The following is a 21,294-nucleotide window of genomic DNA, read 5'->3' on the forward strand; positions in this document are numbered from 1 at the left end:
CCGAGGCCGGTCGAGGGGCCGCTCAGTCCTCCTGCGTGGCGACCTCTTCGTGGTGGGTGCCGGGGCGGGGCGCCCAGGGCAGCTCCTTGGCCGGGCGGACCACGATGAGCCGGTCACCGCGGGCGAGCAGGGTGACGACCGGGTCGAAGTACCGGTAGACCTTCTCGTCGCGCACGACCGCCATCACCTGGTCGGGCAGCGACTGCGGCTGCTTGCCGACCTCGGTGACCAGCAGGTCGCGCTCGGCGACCTCGAGGCCCTCGCCGTAGGTGAGCAGGTCCTCCATCACCGACCCGAGGGCGGGTGAGAGGGAGGAGAGGCCGAGCAGCCGGCCGACCGCATCGGAGGAGGTGATGACGGAGTTGGCGCCCGACTGCTTCATCAGCGGGGCGTTCTCCTGCTCGCGCACCGCGGCGACGATCCAGCAGTCGGGGTTGAGCTGCCGCACGGTCAGCGTCGCCAGCACGTTCGAGGCGTCGCTGTCGGTGGTGATGATGACCTGGTCGGCCTCCCCCGCCCCGGCCCGGCGCAGCACGTCGCGGCGGGTGGCGTCGCCGGTGACGACCGCCAGGCCGTCGGCGTGCGCGTCCTGCAGGGCGACCGGGCTCGGGTCGACGACCACGATGCCCTCGCGCCGGAGCCCGTTGTTGACCAGGGTGTCGACGGCGCTGCGGCCCTTGGTGCCGTAGCCGACGACGACGACGTGGTGACCCATGTGCTTCCTCCAACGAGCGACGCGGAACATCTCGCGCCCCTGCGAGGCGAGGACCTCCAGGGTGGTGCCGATCAGCAGCACCAGGAACGCGATGCGGGCGGGGGTGATGACGAAGGCGTTGACCAGCCGGGCCCCGTCGGTGACCGGGGCGATGTCGCCGTACCCGGTCGTCGACAGCGTGACGGTCGTGTAGTAGATCGCGTCGACCAGGCTGATGGTGTTGGTCGGGTCGTTGCCGTCGCGGTAGCCCTTGCGATCGAAGTAGACCAGCAGCACGGTGCCCACGAGGATCGCCGAGGCGAGGAGGAGCCGGCGACCGAGCTCCCACCACGGCGAGCGGATCTGCTCCGGCAGCGCGACCAGGCCCCGGCCCTGGTCGGGGAGGGGCTGCCCGGACCGCGGGTCCATGTCGCTCGGCACGCGTGGAACCTACCTGTCCCGGCCGCTGAGGTTGCGCAGCCGGGCGACCAGCTCGAGCCGGGCCCGCGTCGTGGCCTTCTGCGGGAAGACGGTGTCGAACGCCGCGTTGACCGCCGCGCCGATGAGCACGGCGATCGCGACGATGTAGAGCCACAGCAGCACCGCGATCGGCGCGGCCAGGGGGCCGTAGATGGACTTGGAGTCGGCGGCGGTCACCGTCAGCACCCAGCGCAGCACGTAGGAGCCGAGGATCCACGCGACGAGGGAGAACGTCGCGCCGGGCAGGTTGAAGCTCCAGTTCGTCCGCACCGGCACCGAGACGTGGTAGAGCGTGGCCAGGAAGCAGATGCACACGATGGAGACCACCGGCCAGTAGAAGCCCAGCAGGAAGTCCAGGGAGTCCGGCAGCGCGTCGCGCACCAGCGAGGGGCCGGCGACCATCAGCGGGATCGAGAACACGCCGGTCACCAGCGCCAGCACGTAGAGCACGAACGACAGCGCGCGAGTCTTGATGATCCCGCGGTGCCCGCCGAGCCCGTGCATGATCGTGATGGTGTCGACGAAGACGTTGAGCGCGCGCGAGCCCGACCACAGGGCGAGCACGAAGCCCAGCGAGATGACGTCGAAGCGGCCGCCACGCAGCACGTCGTTCATCGTCGGCACGATCACCCCGTCGACGGCGCGGTCGGTGAGCATCCGCGAGGACAGGTCGATCACCGCCTGCCGCACGTCCTCGACCTGAGCGGGGTTGAACCGGTCGGTGACGTACCCGATCGCTCCGGCCAGCGCGAAGATCAGCGGCGGCACCGACAGCACGGCGAAGAACGCGCCCTCGGCGGCCAGGCCGGTCACCCGGTAGCGCATGCACGAGCCGAAGGTCGTGACGACGAGGCGCCACACGATGTGCCGAGCCCGCTCGAGCCGTACGGCGAGGCCGTCCCGGCCCTCCCGCCGCCCCGCCGTCCGGGGCCCGGTCGCCGGGTCCATGGTCCTACGGTATCCGCATGCGCACCGAGATCCGGGTCACCACCAACCAGGCGCCGCCGCTGGTCGGTCACAACGTGGTCACGGCCGACCGGGCCCTGGCCGAGGCGGTCCTCCGCCACGGGTCGCCGGAGGTCCTCGACGACCTGGTCGAGCTGGGCGCGCAGGCCGGCTCGGCCGAGGCCCGCGAGCACGGCCAGCTCGCCAACGAGCACCACCCGCGGCTGACGCCGTACGACCGGTACGGCAACCGGATCGACGAGGTCGTCTTCCACCCCTCGTGGCACTGGCTGATGGAGCGCGCGGTCGGCCACGGCCTCGGCGCGGCCCCCTGGGTGCAGCAGGAGGCCGGCGCCGCGCACGCGCACGTGCGCCGGGCCGCCGGGTTCATGGCGTGGTCGCACACCGAGCCCGGCCACGGCTGCCCGATCTCGATGACGTACGCCGCCGTGCCGGCGCTCCGCGCGGACGAGGCGATCGCGAAGGAGTGGACGCCGCTGCTCGCCTCCACGATCTACGACCCGGGCGTGCGCCGGCCCGCGGACAAGCGCGGCGCGCTCGCCGGCATGGGGATGACCGAGAAGCAGGGCGGCTCGGACGTCCGCGCCAACATCACCCGGGCGCGGCCCACCTCGATCGAGGGCACCTACACCCTGCACGGGCACAAGTGGTTCACCTCCGCGCCGATGAACGACGTCTTCCTCGTGCTGGCCCAGGCCGAGGGCGGGGTGACCTGCTTCGTGGTGCCGCGCGTGCTGCCCGACGGCACCCGCAACCAGCTCGACGTGGTGCGGCTCAAGGACAAGCTCGGCAACCGGTCCAACGCCTCCTCGGAGCTGGAGCTGGACGGCACCGTGGCGCTCCGCCTCGGCGACGAGGGCCGCGGCGTGCGCACGATCATCGAGATGGTCGCGGCCACCCGGCTCGACTGCGTGCTCGGCTCGACCGGGCTGATGCGGCGCGCGGTCTCCGAGGCCTCCTGGCACGCCGCGCACCGCTCGGCCTTCGGCTCGACCCTCGCCGCCAAGCCGCTCATGCAGAACGTGCTCGCCGACCTCGCCGTGGAGACCGAGGCCGCGACCGCGCTGGCCCTGCGCCTGGCTTCCGCCGTCGACCACCTCCACGACCCGCACGAGGCGGCGCTGCGCCGGATCGCGCTGCCGCTGGCGAAGTTCTGGGTCTGCAAGCGCACCCCGGCGATGGTGGGCGAGGCGCTGGAGTGCCTGGGTGGCAACGGGTACGTCGAGGAGTCGGTGATGCCGCTGCTCTACCGCGAGGCACCGCTCAACTCGGTCTGGGAGGGCTCGGGCAACGTCAACGCCCTCGACGTGCTCCGCGCGCTGGCCCGCGAGCCGGAGGCGCTCGACGCCTGGATCACCGAGGTCGGGCGCGCCCGGGGTGGCGACGTACGCCTGGACCGGGCGATCGACGACGTGCTGGCCCTGCTCGGCTCCCTGCTGGGCGACCCCGCCCTGCTCGAGGTCGGCGCCCGCCGCCTCGCCGGCCGGATGGCCGCGGTGCTCCAGGGCTCCCTCCTCGTGCGGTTCGGGCCGCCCGAGGTGGCCGACGTCTTCTGCGCCTCCCGCCTCGGCTCCTCCTACGACGGCACGTACGGCGCCCTCGCCGGCGGCGACCTCCGCGCGATCGTCGAGCGGACCACGCCGGTCATCTGAGGCCGGACCGGGTTAGCCGCAGGCCGGCACCGGGTATCACCCGTGTGACCGCGGCCACATCCGGGGGCCGCCCGCCCGGAGGTGCGCGATGACCGCAGAGCAGCAACGGACCGGCGGGGACACGGGCCGCACCGACGTCGACCGGGCCTTCCTGGACAACGCGACGTACCGCAGCCTGGGCGAGCAGCACCTCTCCCCGCGCGAGGAGCGCTTCGAGAAGGCCCGGCGCACGACCGGCCTGGTCCTCGCACCGCTCGTCACGATCGTCTTCCTGCTGCTGCCGACCGGTCTGGAGAACCAGCAGCACACGCTCGCCGCGGTGCTGCTGGGCGTGATCGTCCTGTGGGTCACCGAGCCGGTGCCGATCCCGGTCGGCGGGTTCATCGGCATCGCGGCGATCGTCCTGCTCGGCGTGGCCAGCGCCGACGAGGCGCTCGTGCCGTTCGGCTCCTCGACGGTCTTCACCTTCATCGGCGCCTTCATCCTGGCCCAGGCGATGCTCAAGCACGGCGTGGCCCGGCGGTTCGCGATGTTCGTGCTCAACCTCCCCGGGGTCGGCACCTCGACCGTGCGGGTCGTCGTCGCCTTCGGGGCGATCACCTGCCTGCTCTCGGCCTTCGTCTCCAACACCGCGACGGTCGCCATGCTGCTGCCGACCGCGGTCGGCATCCTCGCGGTCATCGCCAAGCTGCTCCAGTCGCGCGGGGAGGTCGCGGAGGACTTCGACCCGCTGCGGCTGCGGGTCGGCGCCGCGCTCATGCTCATGCTGGCGTACGGCGCCAGCGTCGGCGGCCTGCTCACGCCGGTCGGCTCGCCGCCCAACCTCATCGGGCGCGGCCTGATCGAGGAGGCCACCGGGGAGCGGATCTCGTTCCTCGACTGGGTGCTGATGGCGCTGCCCATCTGCTCGCTGATGTTCGTGGCGCTCGCGGTGGTGATCCTGCTGCTCAACCGGCCCGAGACCCGCCGGCTCGAGGGCGTGGCCGACTACGTCCGCGAGGAGAAGGCGGCGCTGGGGCGCTTCTCGGTGGCCGAGCGGAACACGCTCATCGCCTTCGCCGTCACCGTCACCCTCTGGATCGTGCCCGGCATCGTGGCGCTGGTCGCCGGCACCGAGTCGAGCACCTACGAGACGGTCAGTGGTCGCCTCGACGAGGGCATCGTGGCGATCCTCGGCGCCTCGCTGCTGTTCCTGCTCCCCACCAAGTGGGAGGACCGCGAGTTCACCCTGCGCTGGAGCGACGCCGCCAAGATCGACTGGGGCACGGTGGTGCTCTTCGGCACCGGCATCATCTTCGGCAGCCTGCTGGAGTCCACCGGGCTCGCCAAGACGCTCGGCACCGGCGCCTCGGACCTGCTCGGGCTCTCCAGCGTCCTGCTCATCACCGTCTTCGCGGTGGTCCTGGCGATCCTCGTCTCGGAGACCACCAGCAACACCGCGTCGGCCGCGGTCGTGGTGCCGATCATCATCCCGATCGCGATGGCGGCCGACATCAACCCGCTCGTGCCGGCCCTGGCGGCGACGTTCGCGGCGTCCTTCGGCTTCATGCTGCCGGTCTCGACGCCGCAGAACGCCATCGTCTACGGCTCGGGCGCCGTCCCGATCACGACGATGATCCGCACCGGGGTGTCCTTCGACATCCTCGGTGCGGCCCTCATCGTGCTCGTCATCCCCGTGATGGCGGCCGCCGTCGGCCTGGTGTAGCGGCCGGCGCCCGGAGGCCTGTGGAAGACGACCGACGACCTCGGACGTTCCACGGCACGCTGTCAGGGTGTCCACCGAGCCGCTGACCGAGCTGCTGAGGATGCTCGGCGGCGTCGCGACGCGCGCCCAGCTCCTGGCCGTCGCACGCCGGTCCGACCTCGAGCAGGCGCTCGCCTCGGGGGACGTCATCCGCACGGCGCGTGACCGCTACGCGCTCGCCTCCGCCGACGCTGCGATCGCCACCGCGCACGGTCTGAGCGGGGTGCTGTGCCTGACGAGTGCCGCGCTGCACCACGGGTGGGCCGTGAAGACCGTGCCCGGGAGGCCGCACGTCGCCGTGCCTCGGAACCGACGGGTCACCCCCGCCCAGCGCGCCCTCGCCGACGTGCACCGCGCCGCCCACGGGCCCGACGACCTGGTCGATGGCATCGTCACGAGCAAGGACGTCACCCTGGTCCAGTGCCTGCGCGCGCTGCCGTTCGACGAGGCGCTTGCCATCGCCGACTCGGCCGCCCGGGCCGGTGACGTGGCGGCCCTGCGCCGTGCCGCCCGGCTCGCCCGGGGTGCGGGCGCCGCCAGGGTGCGTACGGTCGCAGCAGCAGCGAGGGCCGAGGCTGCCAACCCGTTCGAGTCGGTGCTGCGCGCCATCGCCCTCGACGTCCCGGGCCTGGAGGTCGAGCCGCAGCGGCTGATCACCTCGGTCACCCCCTGGGCGCGCCCCGACCTCGTCGACCTCCGGCTGCGCATCGTCCTGGAGGCCGACTCCTTCGAGTGGCACGGGAGCCGCGGCGCCCTGCGGAGGGACGCCCGCCGTTACAACCTGCTCGTCGCCGACGGGTGGATCGTCCTCCGGTTCGCCTGGGAGGACGTCATGCACGACGCCGCTTACGTCAGGGCCGTGCTCGCGGCCGTGACCGCCCGACGTACCGAAGTGGCCTGTCGCGCCTGCCCCGCCGCCTGAGCACGGCCGCCGAGTGGACTTCGGTACGTCCGCCGGTCGCCGGTCGCCGGTCAGGACAGCTCGAGCCCCGGGTAGAGCGGGTGCTTGTCGAGCATCTCGGCCGAGGCCGACTTCACCTTGTCGGCCACGCCGTCGCCGAGGACGTAGGAGGCCTTCGACGGGCCACCGGCCTTGGTGGTCCCCGGCTGGGTGTTGGCGAGCACGTCGACGATGAGCTCGGCGACGCGGTCGAACTCGTCGTGGCCGAAGCCGCGGGTGGTCAGCGCGGGCGTGCCGAGGCGGACCCCGGAGGTGTACCAGGCGCCGTTCGGGTCGTTCGGCACCGAGTTGCGGTTGGTGACCACGCCGGCGTCGAGCAGCGCCGACTCCGCCTGGCGGCCGGTGAGGCCGAAGGAGGAGACGTCGAGCAGGACGAGGTGGTTGTCGGTGCCGCCGGTGACCAGGTTCGCCCCGCGGGACAGGAAGCCCTGGGCGAGCGACTGGGCGTTGTCGGCGACCTTCTGGGCGTAGGTCCGGAAGGAGTCCTGCCGCGCCTCGGCCAGCGCGACGGCCTTGGCGGCCATCACGTGCGAGAGCGGGCCGCCGAGCACCATCGGGCAGCCGCGGTCGACGCTCGGGGCGTACTCCTCGGTCGCCAGCACCATGCCGCCGCGCGGGCCGCGCAGCGACTTGTGGGTGGTCGTGGTGACGACGTGGGCGTGCGGGACCGGGTCCTCGTCGCCCGTGAACACCTTGCCCGCGACGAGGCCGGCGAAGTGGGCCATGTCGACCATGAGCGTGGCGCCGACCTCGTCGGCGATCTCGCGCATCTTGGCGAAGTCCACCCGGCGGGGGTACGCCGAGTAGCCGGCGACCAGCACGAGCGGCTTGAACTCGCGGGCCTTCGCGGCGACCGCGTCGTAGTCGAGCAGCCCGGTGACCGGGTCGGTGCCGTACTGCTGCTGGTGGAACATCTTGCCGCTGATGTTGGGACGGAAGCCGTGGGTCAGGTGGCCGCCGGCGTCCAGCGACATGCCGAGCAGGCGCTGGTTGCCCAGCTCCTTGCGCAGCGACTCCCAGTCGGCCTCGGTCAGCTCGTTGACGTTCTTCGCGCCGATCCGCTCCAGCGCCGGCGACTCGACCCGGTGGGCGAGGATCGACCAGAACGCCACCAGGTTGGCGTCGATGCCCGAGTGCGGCTGGACGTAGGCGTACTCGGCGCCGAACAGCTCGCGGGCGTGCTCGGCGGCCAGCGACTCGACGGTGTCGACGTTCTGGCAGCCGGCGTAGAAGCGGTGGCCGACGGTGCCCTCGGCGTACTTGTCGCTGAACCAGGTGCCCATCGTCATCAGCACGGCCGGCGAGGCGTAGTTCTCGCTGGCGATCAGCTTCAGCGAGGCGCGCTGGTCGGCCAGCTCCTGCCGGGTGGCCTCCGCGATGCGCGGCTCCACCGCGGCGATGACCTCGAGGGCCTGCGAGTACGCGCTGCTGGTGAGGCGGGAGAGGTCGTCGCTCATGGCCCCCACCCTAGTGAGGTCCGACGGCGGGTGCCGCCTCGAGGCTGGTGCACCGCGGGTGTGACCTAGGACGCACCCGCACCGGTCCGGCCCACCACCCCGGGACGGCCGTCCCAGATCGCGGACACGCGTCTCACATCATGAGAACTCGCCTTGTGGGACGGCCGTCCGGGGACTGAGACTCCTTGACATGGTCTCCGCTGCTACCCACGCCTACCTCGTGGTCCGTCGCCACGTGGACTTCGGGCGCACCCGCAGCATGATGTGTCGCCAGCGCTGACGACCCCGAGCCACTCGACCTCCCGCCGCGCCGCCCCCGCCGGGCCGCGCCGCACCCCAGCGCGAAGGACACCCCCGTGACCGAGACCCCGACCCGCCCTGCCCCCAAGCCCCGCCCCAAGCGCGGTGAGGGCCAGTGGGCCCTGGGCTACCGGGAGCCGCTCAACAAGAACGAGCAGTCCAAGAAGGACGACAACCCGCTCAACGTCCGCGGCCGGATCCTGAGCATCTACTCCAAGCGCGGCTTCGACTCCATCGACCCCGCCGACCTGCGCGGCCGCTTCCGCTGGATGGGCCTCTACACCCAGCGCGCCCCGGGCTTCGACGGCGGCAAGACCGCCACCGTGCCGGAGGAGGAGCTCGACGACCGCTACTTCATGCTGCGGGTCCGCTCCGACGGCCGGCTGCTCTCCCCCGCCGCCGTCCGCGCGCTGGGCACGATCGGGCAGGACTTCGCCCGCGACACCGCCGACGTCACCGACCGCGCCAACATCCAGTACCACTGGATCCGCATCGAGGACGTCCCGACGATCTGGGAGCGCCTCGACGAGGCCGGCCTCAGCTCGCTCGAGGCCTGCGGCGACTCGCCCCGGCCCTTCCTCGGCTCGCCGGTCGCCGGCGTCGCCACCGACGAGATCATCGACGGCTCGCCGGCGCTGGAGGAGATCTACCGCCGCTTCATCGGCAACCCCGACTTCTCCAACCTGCCGCGCAAGTTCAAGACCGCGGTCACCGGCCACCCCTCGCACGACGTCTCCCCGGAGACCAACGACATCTCCTTCGTCGGCACCGTCCACCCCGAGCACGGCCCGGGCTTCGACCTGTGGGTCGGCGGCGGCCTGTCGACCAACCCGATGCTCGCCCAGAAGCTCGGCGTGTGGATCCCGCTCGACGAGGTCCCCGACGTCTGGGAGGGCGTGGCCTCGATCTTCCGCGACTACGGCTACCGCCGGCTCCGCTCGCGGGCGCGGCTGAAGTTCCTCGTCGCCGACTGGGGCGTGGAGAAGTTCCGCGAGGTCCTCGAGACCGAGTACCTCGGCCGCGAGCTCGTCTCCACCCCCTCGCCCGTCTCGCCGGTCGGCCACCGCGACCACATCGGCGTGCACGAGCAGAAGGACGGCAAGTCGTACGTCGGCGTCGCGCCGACCGCCGGCCGGGTCTCCGGCACGATGCTGGTGCAGCTGGCCGAGCTGATGGACGCCCACGGGATCGCGGGCGCCCGCCTGACGCCGTACCAGAAGATCGTGCTCATCGGCGTCGAGCCGGCCGTGGTCGAGCAGGTCGTCGAGGCGCTCGACGTCATCGGCCTCTCCGCTCGCCCCTCGAACTGGCGGCGCAACACGATGGCCTGCACCGGCATCGAGTTCTGCAAGCTCGCCATCGTCGACACCAAGGAGCGCGCCCGGCGCCTGGTCGACTCCCTCGAGCAGCGCTTCCCCGAGCTCGACACCCCGATCACCGTCAACGTCAACGGCTGCCCCAACGCCTGCGCCCGCACCCAGGTCGGCGACATCGGGCTCAAGGGCCAGCTGGTGATGCACGAGGGCGAGCAGGTCGAGGGCTTCCAGGTCCACCTGGGCGGCGCGACCGGGCTCGAGGCGAACTTCGGCCGCAAGCTCCGCGCGCACAAGGTCACCAGCGCCGGCCTCGACGACTACATCACCACGGTCGTCACCAACTACCTGGTCGACCGCACCGAGGCGGAGACCTTCTCCGCCTGGGTGCACCGGGCCGACGAGGAGCTGCTGCGCGGCGAGCGGCAGCTGGCGGCGAGCGCGTCATGAGCGGGCGCGCAGGATCGCCGTACCACTGCCCGTTCTGCGGCGAGGAGGACCTGCGCCCGCACGAGGTCGTCTCGGAGTCCGGTGAGGTCACCAGCCCGCACGGCACCTGGGAGTGCCGGGGCTGCCTGCGCGCCTTCTCCCTGAAGATGCTCGGCATGATCCGCCCCGGCAGCCCGGGGGTGGTCTCGTGAGCCTCACGACCACCACCGCGCGGAACTCCCGCGGCATCCAGACCGCGGGCCGCACCCCCGAGGAGCTGCGCGAGCTGGTCTCCCACTGGGGTGCCGAGCTCGAGCTGGCGCCCGCGGAGGTCATCATCGAGTGGGCCGCCGCGACCTTCGGGGAGCGCTTCTGCATCACCTCCTCGATGGGCGACGCCGCGCTCGCGCACCTCGCCTCGACGGTCGTGCCCGGCATCGACGTGGTCTTCCTCGACACCGGCTACCACTTCGTGGAGACCATCGGCACCCGCGACGCGGTCGCGGCGACCGTCGACGTCAACCTGCTGACGATCACGCCCGTGCAGAGCGTGGCCGAGCAGGACGCCACGCACGGCAAGGACCTCTACAAGACCGACCCCGACCTGTGCTGCCGGCTGCGCAAGGTCGAGCCACTCGCCGACGCGCTGTCGGGATACGACGCCTGGGCCACCGGCCTGCGCCGCGCCGAGACCCACAACCGGGTCATCGCGCCGGTCATCGGCTGGGACGCCAAGAAGGGCAAGGTCAAGGTCTCGCCGCTGGCGCGCTGGAGCGATGAGCAGATGGAGCGCTACATCGCCGAGAACGGCGTGCTGGTCAACCCGCTCGTCTACGACGGCTACCCCTCCATCGGCTGCGCGCCCTGCACGCGCCGCGTCGCCCCCGGCGACGACCCGCGCAGCGGCCGCTGGGCCGGCACCAACAAGACCGAGTGCGGGATCCACACCTGATGCGCGCGCCCGTGACTCTCCCCAGCACCACCCCCGTCCGTCCCCGGACACCCGACAGCGTGGTCGGTCGCACCATCGTCGCCGCACCGTCTCGAAGGAGGCCGTCGTCATGACCGCTCCCGCCCTGGTCGCGCTCGCTCACGGCAGCCGTGACCCGCGCTCCGCCGCCACGATCAACGCCCTCGTCGCCGAGGTCCGCGCCATGCGCCCCGACCTCCGCATCGAGGCGGCGTTCCTCGAGCTGTCCAAGCCCGCCTTCGGCAAGGTCGTCGACAAGCTCGTGCGGGCCGGCCACGACGAGATCGTCGTGGTGCCGCTGCTGCTGACCGAGGCCTACCACGCCACCGTCGACGTCCCCCGTGCGATCGCGGAGGCCACCGAGCGGCACCCGGGCCTGAAGGTCCGCGCCACCGAGGTGCTCGGCCTCGAGCCGCGCTTCCTCGAGGTCCTCGACATGCGGATGCGCGAGGCGCTGCGCACGGCGCGGGTCCGCGAGCTCGACGCGCTCGTGCTGGCCGCCGCCGGCACCTCCGACGCGCTGGCCAACCAGTCCGTCGCGCGGCTCGCGCGGCTGTGGGGCGCCCACCACAAGCTGCCGGTGACCGCCGCGTTCGCCTCCACCGCTCCCCCGGCCGCCGGCGAGGCGGTCCGCGCGTTCCGCGCCGAGGGCCGGCGCCACATCGCGGTCGCCTCGCTCTTCCTCGCGCCGGGCTTCCTGCCCGACCGGGTCGCGGAGCTGGCGCTGGAGGCCGGCGCGATCGCGGTCTCCGAGCCGCTCGGTGCCCACCCCGAGGTGGCCCGCACGGTCCTGGCCCGCTACGCCGTCGGCGCCGTGGAGCTCGTGCCCGTCTGAGTGGTCGGTGCGGTGCCGGCCCTACCCTCGGAGGCATGGACGCCGGCACCGCACCCACGCCCGCCCCGAGCACCGGGGGTGGCCTGCCGGGCCTGCGCGACGTCGCCCGGTGCGACACCTCGGTGCGGGAGTGGGTCAGCTGGGCGGTCGGTCGGCTCGATTCCGACGCGCACCGCAGCGCCGACACCCACCTCCTTCGCCTGCCCGCCCCCGCGGACGCGCCGGTCGGGATCTACCTCAAGGACGAGTCGACCCACCCGACCGGCAGCCTCAAGCACCGGCTCGCCCGGTCGCTGGTCCTCTACGGCATCTGCAACGGCGACATCGGCCCGCACACCACGCTGGTCGATGCCTCCAGCGGGTCGACCGCGATCAGCGAGGCCTACTTCGCCCGCCTGCTCGGCCTGCCCTTCGTCGCGGTGATGACCCGCTCCACCAGCCCCGGCAAGATCGCGCTCATCGAGCGCGAGGGCGGCCGCTGCGAGCTGGTCGAGGACGCCGGCGAGGTGTACGCCGTCGCGCAGCGGCTCGCCGAGGAGTGCGACGGGCACTACCTCGACCAGTTCACCAACGCCGAGCGGGCCACCGACTGGCGGGGCAACAACAACATCGCGGAGTCGATCTTCTCCCAGCTCACCCGCGAGGAGCGGCCCGTCCCGGACTGGATCGTCGTGGGGGCCGGCACCGGCGGCACCAGCGCGACGATCGGTCGCTACGTGCGCTACCGCGGGCTGCCGACGCGGGTCGCGGTGGTCGACCCGGAGGGGTCGGCGTTCCTGCCGTCGTACGCCGGGGACCCGGCGGGGAGCGTCGAGGCGACGGGCTCGCGGGTCGAGGGCATCGGGCGCCCGCGGGTGGAGCCGTCGTTCGTGCCCGGCGTCGTCGACCGGATGCTCGGCGTCCCGGACGCCGCCTCCGCCGCCGGCATGCACTTCCTCGCCGACCGCTTCGGCATGCGGGCGGGCCCCTCGACGGGCACCAACCTCTACGGCGCGATCCAGCTCGCCCTCGAAGTCCGCGCCGAGCAGGGTCGCGGCAGCGTCGTGACGCTCATGTGCGACCGGTCCGAGCGGTACGCCGGCACCTTCGCCGACGACGACTGGCTGCTCGCCCAGGGCCTGGACCACCGGCCCTACCTCGCCGAGCTCGACGACGCCTGGGCGCGACTGACGGCCTGACCGCCTGACGCCGGCCGGGGTGCCGGGCCGCGCCGGTCAGCGCCGGTCAGCCGACGAGGCAGCCGAGCAGGTGCTGGAGCTGGGCGGCGGGATCGGTCGTGACGCCGCCGTGCACCGGGCCCGGCTGGATCACGGTGCTCTTGGGCGCCTTGAGGAAGCCGAAGCGCTGCCCGACGGGGTGGCCGGCGGCGGCGCCACCACGCCCGTCGCCCGCGCAGACCCCCTCGATGAAGCCGAGGGCGTCGCGCACCTGGTCGACGTCGAGCGCCGGGTGGAGCGCCCGCAGCCGGTCGTCGGCGACCTGCCAGGCGACCTGGAGGTAGTCGGCGGCCTGGCAGTAGACGACGACCCCGACGTTGAGGAACTCCTCGCGGTCCACGCGCGGGACGCAGCGCAGCACGACGTACTGGTAGGCCAGCCGGTTCATCGGGCCGCCTCCCCCACGCCGGGGAGCCAGGCGCGGGTCGTGAGCCGGGCGGTCAGGAACGCGACGTACGCCGCTCGCACCTCCGCGGGCGACTGCGCGCCCGGCACCGGCTCCAGCCACTCGTCGGGGACGAGCGCGAGCACCTCGGGCAGGTCGGCGGGGCCGAACAGCCCGCGGATCTCGGCGTCGGCCGCGGGCAGGCCGTCTGCGTGCGCGGCGAGGACGTGGTCGTCCATCCGCCAGGGCTGGGCGGCGAACCGCTCGGCGGCACCGTCCTTCTCCAGCGCGCCGCCGGGCCAGCCGTGGTGGAAGTACAGCGACGCCCCGTGGTCGATCACCCACAGCTCGCCGTGCCAGAGGAGCAGGTTGGGGTTGCGCCAGCTGCGGTCGACGTTCGCGCAGAAGGCGTCGAGCCACAGCACCTTGGCCGCGACGTCGGCGCCGGCCCCGCCGACCTCGCCGTCGAAGCCGAACGAGCCGGGCAGGAAGTCCACGCCGAGGTTGTGGCCGACGCTGGCCACGAGCAGGTCCTGGACCTCCTCGTCGGCCTCGTAGCGGGCGATCTCGGCGTCGAGGTCGAGCACGACCAGCCGCGGGGTGCGCAGCCCGATCCGGCGGGCGATCTCGGCGACGACGACCTCGGCCACCAGCACGCGGACGCCCTGGCCGGCGCCGCGGAACTTGATGACGTAGGTGCCGAGGTCCTCGGCCTCGACGATCCCCGGCAGGCTGCCGCCCTCACGCAGCGGCGTGACGTAGCGCGTCACGGGGACCACGGGCAGCACCGGCGCAGCCTAGACCACCTCGGGGCTGCTGGGACGAGGAGGGACCCCTGGGGTTTGAGGGGGAAGGGCGGGCGGTAGAAGTGTCGCGCGGCTCGGGACGCTGCCCCCACTGAACAGAAGACACAGAACAGGACCACCTCCTTGCGCGTACGACGCCTCCTGGCCGCCGTTCTCACGACCGGCCTGATCGCCCCCGCCGCCGCCGTGGTCGCCACCGCCGGCCCCGCCGCCGCCGCGACCGCCACCCAGATCGTCAGCGGCTCCGAGGGCCGCTCGTGGCTGACGGTCAACAAGTACACGAGCATCCCCGGCGCCGCGGTCTACAAGCGCGACTCGATCTCGCTGTCGATCAACGTGGTCGACGCCAACGGCCAGCAGGTCTACGACGGCGGCATCACCGTCCAGCGCCAGGTCAAGGGTCAGAGCGGGTGGAAGACCATCGCCCAGTCCGACACGGCCTACCTCTACGACACCATCAAGGTCGTCGGCACCGCGACGTACCGCGTGACCTACGGCGGCAACGGGACCTACGCCCCGTCGACGGCGCAGGGCTCGGTCAAGGCGCAGCGCAACGTCGAGATCGCCGGCATCAGCGGCCGCAAGACCGGCTTCGAGGGCAAGGTCAGCCCGAAGGCCAAGATCAAGATCGTCGTGGACAAGAAGGTCGGCAAGAAGTGGAAGAAGTTCCGCACCGCCGCCACGAACGCCAAGGGCCGCTTCCGCGTGACCCTGCCCGCCCCCAAGCGCAGCGGCGCGAAGTTCCATTGGCGGATCACGTTCAAGGGGAGCAAGGGCTTCGCCGCCACCAAGATCAAGGGCACGACGTACCGCTACTGATCCAGCGCTGGGCCAGCACCGACCTAGCCCTGACAAGCACTGACCGACGGGTCAGGCGACCGGCTCCCGGGCCGGCCCGCCTGGCCCGTCGGTCGTCTGGCCCGTCGATGATCTGGCCCGTCGATGATCTGGCCCGTCGATGGCCGGGGGCTCAGTGCGCCAGGCCGCGGCTGCGCGTGACCAGCGGCGGCTGGGAGGACCAGGGGAAGTCGATCCAGCGCTCGGTGCGCCGCCAGACGTACTCGGGGTGGACCACGGTCCACGGCTTCTCGTAGATCACCACCGACCGGGCCTCGAGCACGTGGTCGGCGCAGTACTCCTGGACGACCCGGAGGGTCTTGCCGGTGTCGGCGACGTCGTCGGCGATGAGCACCTTGAGCCCGGACAGGTCGACCGCCTCGGGCGTGGGTGGGAGCATCACCGGCATCTCCAGCCGGGTGTCGACGCCGGTGTAGAACTCCACGTTGATCGCGGAGAGGTTCTTCACGTCCAGCGCGTAGCCCAGGCCCATCCCGAGGCCGAGGCCGCCGCGGGCGATGGAGAGGACCAGGTCCGGCTCGTACCCGTCGTCGACCACCTGCTGGGCCAGCTCGCGCACCGCGGTGCCGAACAGCTCATAGGTCAGGACCTCGCGCTCGCGCTCGTCTGCCACGCGGCCATTCTGCCCGGCCTCCACGGGCGGGTGCCGGTCGCACGTCGAAGCTCAGTCGAGGTCCGGGTCCTCCGGGAGCACGTCGTCGTCCCGCCCGGCTTGGGCGAGCTCCTCGCGGACCACGGCGAAGGCCAGCCCGCCGCCGTACCCCTTGCGGGCGAGCATCCCGACCAGCCGCCGGGTGGCGGTGGCGTCGTCGACCCGGGAGAGCGAGCGCAGCTTCTTGCGCACCAGTGCCCGGGCCGCCTCCTCCTCGTCGGCGGGATCGATCTCGTCGAGCGCCTCGCGGGCGACCTCGTCGGCCACGCCCTTGCGGCGCAGCTCCTGGGCCAGCGCCCGGCGGGCGAGCCCCTTCCCCGGCTGCCGGCTGGCGATCCAGGCCCGGGCGAACGCCTCGTCGTCGACGAGGCCGACCTCCTCGAACCGGTCGAGCAGGCGTTCGGCGAGCTCCGCCGGGACGTCCTTGGCCTCGAGCTTGTCGGCCAGCTGCTTGCGCGAGCGGGCCTGGCCGGTCAGCTGGTCGAGCAGGATCTTGCGGGCGACGGCCTCGGGGTCGGCCGGGGGCCCGGCTGCGACCGGGTCCTCGGGCGGCGGCGTCGACCGGCCGCGGCGGCTGCCGGAGCGACCACCCGGACGGCCCCCGGAACGACCGCCGGAACGGCCGCCGGAGCGGCTGCCGGCGCCCCTCCCGACCCCGGTCCGGGACGGGCGCGGTGCGTCGTCCTCGACCGCGGGAGTGGCCGGGGTGGCCGCGCGCTGGGTCCACGCGTCCACCCCGTCGGCGACGTCACCGAGCCACGACGGCGGCGGTCGGTCGTCACGGAAGTCGGGCATCGGCCCTCCTCACCGGTCCCGTCGGGATCAGAAGTCCTCCACGCCGACCGGCTGGGCCGGCTCGGCCTCGGCATCGACGGTCGGGCCGACCCCGAGCTTCTCGAGGATCTTCTTCTCCAGCTCGTTGGCGAGGTCGGGGTTGTCGCGCAGGAAGTTCCGCGCGTTCTCCTTGCCCTGGCCGAGCTGGTCGCCCTCGTAGGTGTACCAAGCGCCAGCCTTGCGGACGAGGCCCGACTCGACGCCGACGTCGATCAGGCCACCCTCGCGGCTGATGCCCTTGCCGTACATGATGTCGAACTCGGCCTGCTTGAACGGCGGGGCCACCTTGTTCTTCACGACCTTGACCCGGGTCCGGTTGCCGACCATGTCGGTGCCGTCCTTGAGGGTCTCGATGCGGCGCACGTCGAGGCGGACCGAGGAGTAGAACTTCAGCGCGCGACCACCGGTCGTGGTCTCGGGCGAGCCGAACATCACGCCGATCTTCTCGCGCAGCTGGTTGATGAAGATCGCGGTGGTCTTGGAGTTGTTCAGCGCACCGGTCATCTTGCGCAGCGCCTGGCTCATCAGGCGCGCCTGGAGGCCGACGTGGCTGTCGCCCATCTCGCCCTCGATCTCGGCCCGCGGCACCAGCGCGGCCACCGAGTCGATGACGATCAGGGACAGCGCGCCCGAGCGGATCAGCATGTCGGCGATCTCCAGCGCCTGCTCACCGGAGTCGGGCTGGGAGACAAGGAGGGCGTCGGTGTCGACGCCGAGGTTCTTGGCGTAGTCCGGGTCGAGCGCGTGCTCGGCGTCGATGAACGCCACGATGCCGCCGTCGCGCTGGGCGCTGGCCACGGCGTGCAGGGCGACGGTCGTCTTGCCGGAGGACTCCGGCCCGTAGATCTCGACCACCCGGCCGCGCGGCAGACCGCCGAGGCCGAGGGCGATGTCCAGGGCGATCGCCCCGGTCGGGATCACCTCGAGGGGCGCGCGCGTCTCGTCGCCGAGCCGCATCACCGAGCCCTTGCCGAACTGCTTCTCGATGTTCGCAAGCGCACTGTCGAGGGCCTTGTCGCGGTCACCAGCCATGGTGGTCTTCCTTGTCTCTCGTCGGGTAGCAGGCACATCGACGACGCTAGGACGAGCCACCGACAACGCCTGGTCAGCGTGTCGCTCGTGTGGACCACCTCGGCCCGCGCCGTGCCTGTGGAGAGAACCTAGCCCGAACACGTGTTCGATCCACATCGACACGCCGACCGGCGGCTCACCGGTGCCGCGCGCGCCCCCGCACGAGGCTCGCGACCACCACGGCCGCCACCACCAGGCCGGCCAGCACCGCCCACCCGGTCGTGTAGTCGCGGTCGAGCAGCGTCGGGTTGTCCGCTCGCGCACCGAAGCGGCCGAGCACCGGCACGGCGAGCAGGGTGAGCGACCCGAGCACCACCAGGCCGACCGCCGCAGGCGCCCGCGCCGGGCCCGGCAACCACCGGCTGGCGAGGAGCCCCAGCACGAGCACCACCGGCACGAGCACCGCGTCGTGCACGAGCACCCCGGTGACCAGCCAGGTGGCCACGTCGACGAGGTCGGACTCGCGGCCCACCAGCAACCACGCGCCGTACGACGCGAGCGCGAGGCCGAGGGCGCCGAGCAGGAGGCGGGCGATCACGCGAGCACCTCGAGCCGGTCGAGCCACTTGGTCTGGAGCACGCCGGGCCGGTTGGGCGCGATGAGCCGCGCCGGGTGGCCGTGGTCGAGGGCCAGCGGCTCCCCGCCGAGGGCGAGCGCGACGAGCGTGCGGTCGTCGTCGGCGAACCGGGCCTGCAGCACGGTCGTGCGGTAGGGCCCGGACCGCTGCAGGGAGCGGACCACGACGTCGCTCCCCCGCGGCGCACCGACCTCGTCGAGCAGGTCGCGCACCCGCACCCCGGTCCAGGTCCCCGAGGCGCTCCAGCCCTCCACGCACGCGATCGGGAGCTCCTCGGTGCGCTGCTCCAGCGCGAGCAGGTCCGCCCGCGTGAGGCGGACCGAGCGGGCGCCGTGCACGACGGTGAGCGCCCAGCCCGGGGCGGTCGCCGTCCCGGTCACGCCCGCGGCGGCCGCGGACGTGTTGATCGGCAGGCCCTGCGGGCCGTCGCCCGAGCGGACGCCCAGCACCGAGACCCGCCGCAGCCACGGGACGGTGGAGCCGGCGGTCGCCAGCACCGCCACCCCGGCGGCGAGCCAGGTCGCGCGCAGCAGGCCGCGACGCGACAGGGATGCGGAGCGTGCGGGCGGGTCGTCGTCGAGCGGGCGGCGCAGCGCGTCGCGGACGACGGGGAGCTTGACCGCGACGTGGAGCACCAGCGCGCCGATGGCCACCCAGGCGACGGCGTAGTGGGTGGTGCGGAAGGAGAACGACCACGGGTACCACTGGCTGGCGTTGGCCAGCCCGGTCACCAGCATGAAGACCGCGGAGGCGACCAGCACGAGCACCGAGAGCCGCTCCAGGGCGGTGAGCGCCAGGTGGCGCAGGTCGAGGCGCGCCGGACGCTGGAACAGCCGGGGGTAGACGGTCCACAGCTTGACCAGCAGCAGCGGCACGGCGGCGGTGCCGGTGACCACGTGCAGGCCCTGGGTGAGGCGGTAGCCCCAGGCCGGGCTCGTCGGGAACGGCACCGGTTGGGAGGGCTGCTGGGCGTAGTGGCTGAGCAGCCCGGTCAGGAAGCACACGGCGAAGCACACGCCCAGCGCGGGCCCGACCCGGGAGGCGAGGGCCGGGCCGTGCAGCGGGGAGGTGAAGTCCTCCGACCGCGGCGCCCTCACGTGCGCGAGGGTCTCAGGACGGCGACCCAGCGGCCGCCGTGCTCGACGGTCTCCTGCACCCGCAGGCCGGCGGCGCCGGCGACCGGCCCGACGTCGTCGAGGCCGAGCACGGCCCAGCGGAAGGGCCGGCTCAGGGTGCCGTCGCACTGCAGCCGGGCCCACCCCGAGGTGGGCCGCACGCCGGGGCCGGCCACCTCGACCACGACCCGCCCGTCGTCCAGGAGCAGGCCCGCGGCGCGGGCGAGCAGTGCCTGCGGGTCGCCGCCGATGCCGACGTTCCCGTCGGCCAGCAGGGCGGTGCCCCACCGACCCTCCCCCGGCAGCCGGTCGGCGAGCACGTCGCGGCGCAGCGCCGCCACCCCGCGGTCCCGGGTCTGCCCGACCGCCTCGTGGACGACGTCGATGCCGAGCACGTCGTGGCCCATCGCGGCCAGGGCCGCGGCCATCCGGCCCGGCCCGCACCCGATGTCGAGGGTCGCCCCCACGCAGTGGCCGAGGATCTCCCGGTCGTGCTGGTCGGCCTCGGCGGTCCAGGACGCCACCGGCAGCGGCTGGGGCGCGTCCCCGAGCCCGAGCACCGCGCACGGCTCGCCGCGCAGCGCGTGGGAGAAGACGGTGGAGAACGACTCGTCGGGCGGGCTCACCGCCGCACCTCCCGCCAGGTGTGGGCGAAGCGGGAGTCGGGGGCCTGCGCGGCGACCGCCTCGGCGTCGGCCAGCGTGTCGACGTCGCGCAGCACCGCGGCCGGCGCCACCGGAACGCCGACGCCCGCCAGCGCCGCCCGCGTGTCGTCGTACGTCGTCGGGGTGGACATCTCCACCCGTCCCAGCGCGGCGGCGGCCGCGGGGTCGCGCAGGCCGAGCACCCACCAGCCGCCGTCCTCGGCCGGGCCCAGCACGCCGGGGTGGGACTCCAGGCAGGTGACGACGTCGAGCAGCAGGGCGGGGGTCAGCTGCGGGGTGTCCATGCCGACCTGGACGACCGGGCCGGGGCCCTCGCCGTGGGCATGCACCAGCCGCTCGGCGAAGCCGGCGCCGACCTGCGGCGTGACCCGCCACCCCGCGGCCATCCGCCGGACCCGCTCGCCGTGGACGGCGTCGTCGAGGTCGCCGGCCACCGCGAGGTGGCAGCGGGCGGGGCCGACGGCGTCGGCGCAGGCGGCGAGGGTGTCGAGGAGCGAGGCGGCGGCGACCTCCGCGGCGGCCTCGTCGCCGATGTCCACCGCCAGCCGGGTCTTCACCCGGCCGGGGACGGGGGCCTTGGCCACGACGAGCACGCGGGTCATCTCTCGAGCACCTTCCAGAAGTCTCGCGCGGCACGCACGGTGCCGCGGACCGAGCCGGACACCTTCGACCGGGTGCCCTCGGCACGGGGGTGGTAGGTGACGTCGCGTTCGGACACCCGCCAGCCCGCGAGCGCCACCTTCTGCAGCAGCTCCACGGGGTAGCCGAAGCGACGGTCCTCGACGCCCAACGACAGGAGTTCGGCGCGGCCGGAGACCCGGATGGGTGCGATGTCGTGGACCTCGATGCCGATCCGGCGGCGCAGCCAGGCGAGGATCACCGCGTTGCCGGCGCGGGCGTGCCAGGGCCACACGCCGCGCTCCACCGGCCGGCGCCGGCCCACGGCCATGTCGAAGCGGCCCGAGCGGACGTCCTCGAGCAGCGGCAGCAGCTCGGCGGGGTCGAAGGACCCGTCCCCGTCCATGAACGCGACGTGGTCGTGGGTCGCTGCGAGGAGTCCGGCGTGCACCGCCGCCCCGTACCCCGGGACCGGCTCCCGCAGGACCCGCGCCCCCAGCCGACGGGCCACCTCGGCGGTGTCGTCGCTCGACCCGTTGTCGACCACGATGACCGCGAACTCCTCCGGGACCAGGGGCAGCAGCGCCGCCAGGGCGGGGGCTTCGTCGCGGCAGGGCAGGACCAGGTCGCAGACGGGCATGCCCAGAAACCTAGGCGGCGGGGCCACACCCGGCCCGCCGCTCGGCCGGCGGCAC

At 73.3% G+C, this 21,294-nt stretch carries 22 protein-coding genes; 9 read left to right on the top strand and 13 right to left on the bottom strand.

The annotated features are described in order from the left end of the window. Positions 1 to 22: 22 nt before the first annotated feature. Together HPC71_RS12755 and HPC71_RS12760 are read right to left on the bottom strand one after the other, a co-directional pair. Positions 23 to 1,123: a potassium channel family protein gene (locus tag HPC71_RS12755; protein ID WP_154616543.1), complete on the bottom strand. Its 1,101-nt coding sequence runs from the start codon at positions 1,121 to 1,123 to the stop codon at positions 23 to 25. Positions 1,124 to 1,144: 21 nt separating this feature from the next. Next, positions 1,145 to 2,122: a YihY/virulence factor BrkB family protein gene (locus HPC71_RS12760; RefSeq protein WP_154616530.1), complete on the bottom strand. Its 978-nt coding sequence runs from the start codon at positions 2,120 to 2,122 to the stop codon at positions 1,145 to 1,147. Positions 2,123 to 2,139: 17 nt separating this feature from the next. Between HPC71_RS12760 and HPC71_RS12765 the strand changes: the two genes are divergently transcribed. The 3 genes from HPC71_RS12765 (at position 2,140) to HPC71_RS12775 (ending at position 6,458) form a co-directional block, all read left to right on the top strand. Next, complete coding sequence (locus tag HPC71_RS12765) at positions 2,140 to 3,792, top strand: acyl-CoA dehydrogenase family protein (protein ID WP_154616529.1); 1,653 nt, start codon at positions 2,140 to 2,142, stop codon at positions 3,790 to 3,792. Positions 3,793 to 3,880: 88 nt separating this feature from the next. Further along, on the top strand, positions 3,881 to 5,497 hold the full coding sequence (locus HPC71_RS12770) for an SLC13 family permease (RefSeq protein WP_154616528.1): 1,617 nt from the start codon (positions 3,881 to 3,883) through the stop codon (positions 5,495 to 5,497). 67 nt (positions 5,498 to 5,564) lie between these two features. Beyond that, positions 5,565 to 6,458, top strand: a complete 894-nt coding sequence (locus HPC71_RS12775) for an endonuclease domain-containing protein (RefSeq protein WP_216656409.1) — start codon at positions 5,565 to 5,567, stop codon at positions 6,456 to 6,458. Between the two features lie 50 nt (positions 6,459 to 6,508). On the opposite strand, the gene HPC71_RS12780 is transcribed toward HPC71_RS12775, so the two are convergent. Further along, positions 6,509 to 7,954 (bottom strand): glycine hydroxymethyltransferase, encoded by a 1,446-nt coding sequence (locus tag HPC71_RS12780; RefSeq protein ID WP_154616527.1) that lies wholly within the window; start codon positions 7,952 to 7,954, stop codon positions 6,509 to 6,511. A 356-nt stretch (positions 7,955 to 8,310) separates the two neighbouring features. On the opposite strand from HPC71_RS12780, the gene HPC71_RS12785 reads away from it, so the two are divergent. From HPC71_RS12785 to HPC71_RS12805, 5 genes are all read left to right on the top strand, one after another. After that, positions 8,311 to 10,017, top strand: coding sequence for a nitrite/sulfite reductase (locus tag HPC71_RS12785; RefSeq protein ID WP_171896766.1), 1,707 nt, complete (start codon positions 8,311 to 8,313; stop codon positions 10,015 to 10,017). Then, entirely contained in the window at positions 10,014 to 10,208 is a 195-nt protein-coding gene (locus tag HPC71_RS12790; protein ID WP_154616526.1) for an eL43 family ribosomal protein, read from the top strand. The genes HPC71_RS12785 and HPC71_RS12790 overlap by 4 nt, the downstream gene beginning before the upstream one ends. Then, positions 10,205 to 10,948 (top strand): phosphoadenylyl-sulfate reductase, encoded by a 744-nt coding sequence (locus HPC71_RS12795; protein ID WP_171896767.1) that lies wholly within the window; start codon positions 10,205 to 10,207, stop codon positions 10,946 to 10,948. Before HPC71_RS12790 ends, HPC71_RS12795 begins: the two co-directional genes overlap by 4 nt. A gap of 109 nt (positions 10,949 to 11,057) precedes the next feature. Next, positions 11,058 to 11,801 (top strand): sirohydrochlorin chelatase, encoded by a 744-nt coding sequence (locus tag HPC71_RS12800; RefSeq protein ID WP_154616525.1) that lies wholly within the window; start codon positions 11,058 to 11,060, stop codon positions 11,799 to 11,801. A gap of 35 nt (positions 11,802 to 11,836) precedes the next feature. Further along, positions 11,837 to 12,979 carry a PLP-dependent cysteine synthase family protein gene (locus HPC71_RS12805; RefSeq protein ID WP_154616524.1) on the top strand — a complete coding sequence of 381 codons (1,143 nt, stop codon included), beginning with the start codon at positions 11,837 to 11,839 and terminating at the stop codon, positions 12,977 to 12,979. Between the two features lie 46 nt (positions 12,980 to 13,025). Here HPC71_RS12805 and HPC71_RS12810 read toward each other — a convergent pair whose 3' ends face one another. Together HPC71_RS12810 and HPC71_RS12815 are read right to left on the bottom strand one after the other, a co-directional pair. Then, positions 13,026 to 13,406, bottom strand: coding sequence for a DUF3037 domain-containing protein (locus HPC71_RS12810; RefSeq protein WP_154616523.1), 381 nt, complete (start codon positions 13,404 to 13,406; stop codon positions 13,026 to 13,028). After that, the gene (locus HPC71_RS12815; RefSeq protein ID WP_171896768.1) at positions 13,403 to 14,191 is read right to left on the bottom strand and encodes a HipA family kinase; all 789 of its coding nucleotides are present in this window, start codon (positions 14,189 to 14,191) and stop codon (positions 13,403 to 13,405) included. The genes HPC71_RS12810 and HPC71_RS12815 overlap by 4 nt, the downstream gene beginning before the upstream one ends. A gap of 141 nt (positions 14,192 to 14,332) precedes the next feature. On the opposite strand from HPC71_RS12815, the gene HPC71_RS12820 reads away from it, so the two are divergent. Then, on the top strand, positions 14,333 to 15,028 hold the full coding sequence (locus tag HPC71_RS12820) for a hypothetical protein (protein WP_154616522.1): 696 nt from the start codon (positions 14,333 to 14,335) through the stop codon (positions 15,026 to 15,028). Positions 15,029 to 15,179: 151 nt separating this feature from the next. On the opposite strand, the gene HPC71_RS12825 is transcribed toward HPC71_RS12820, so the two are convergent. The 8 genes from HPC71_RS12825 to HPC71_RS12860 all read right to left on the bottom strand — a co-directional run bounded on the left by HPC71_RS12825 (position 15,180) and on the right by HPC71_RS12860 (position 21,239). Beyond that, positions 15,180 to 15,680 (bottom strand): phosphoribosyltransferase, encoded by a 501-nt coding sequence (locus HPC71_RS12825; RefSeq protein ID WP_171896769.1) that lies wholly within the window; start codon positions 15,678 to 15,680, stop codon positions 15,180 to 15,182. A gap of 51 nt (positions 15,681 to 15,731) precedes the next feature. Next, positions 15,732 to 16,514 (bottom strand): regulatory protein RecX, encoded by a 783-nt coding sequence (locus tag HPC71_RS12830; RefSeq protein WP_154616521.1) that lies wholly within the window; start codon positions 16,512 to 16,514, stop codon positions 15,732 to 15,734. Between the two features lie 27 nt (positions 16,515 to 16,541). Further along, complete coding sequence (gene recA / locus HPC71_RS12835) at positions 16,542 to 17,585, bottom strand: recombinase RecA (RefSeq protein WP_154616520.1); 1,044 nt, start codon at positions 17,583 to 17,585, stop codon at positions 16,542 to 16,544. A gap of 175 nt (positions 17,586 to 17,760) precedes the next feature. Continuing rightward, positions 17,761 to 18,162 (bottom strand): hypothetical protein, encoded by a 402-nt coding sequence (locus HPC71_RS12840; protein WP_154616519.1) that lies wholly within the window; start codon positions 18,160 to 18,162, stop codon positions 17,761 to 17,763. Continuing rightward, complete coding sequence (locus tag HPC71_RS12845; RefSeq protein WP_171896770.1) at positions 18,159 to 19,298, bottom strand: molybdopterin-dependent oxidoreductase; 1,140 nt, start codon at positions 19,296 to 19,298, stop codon at positions 18,159 to 18,161. Before HPC71_RS12845 ends, HPC71_RS12840 begins: the two co-directional genes overlap by 4 nt. Next, positions 19,295 to 19,942: a class I SAM-dependent methyltransferase gene (locus tag HPC71_RS12850; protein ID WP_216656410.1), complete on the bottom strand. Its 648-nt coding sequence runs from the start codon at positions 19,940 to 19,942 to the stop codon at positions 19,295 to 19,297. Before HPC71_RS12850 ends, HPC71_RS12845 begins: the two co-directional genes overlap by 4 nt. Continuing rightward, positions 19,939 to 20,583, bottom strand: a complete 645-nt coding sequence (locus HPC71_RS12855) for a TIGR04282 family arsenosugar biosynthesis glycosyltransferase (protein ID WP_154616518.1) — start codon at positions 20,581 to 20,583, stop codon at positions 19,939 to 19,941. Before HPC71_RS12855 ends, HPC71_RS12850 begins: the two co-directional genes overlap by 4 nt. After that, positions 20,580 to 21,239: a glycosyltransferase family 2 protein gene (locus HPC71_RS12860; RefSeq protein WP_154616517.1), complete on the bottom strand. Its 660-nt coding sequence runs from the start codon at positions 21,237 to 21,239 to the stop codon at positions 20,580 to 20,582. The genes HPC71_RS12855 and HPC71_RS12860 overlap by 4 nt, the downstream gene beginning before the upstream one ends. Positions 21,240 to 21,294: the final 55 nt, after the last annotated feature.

Origin of the sequence: Nocardioides marmotae, assembly GCF_013177455.1 — a bacterium.
GTDB lineage: Bacteria > Actinomycetota > Actinomycetes > Propionibacteriales > Nocardioidaceae > Nocardioides > Nocardioides marmotae.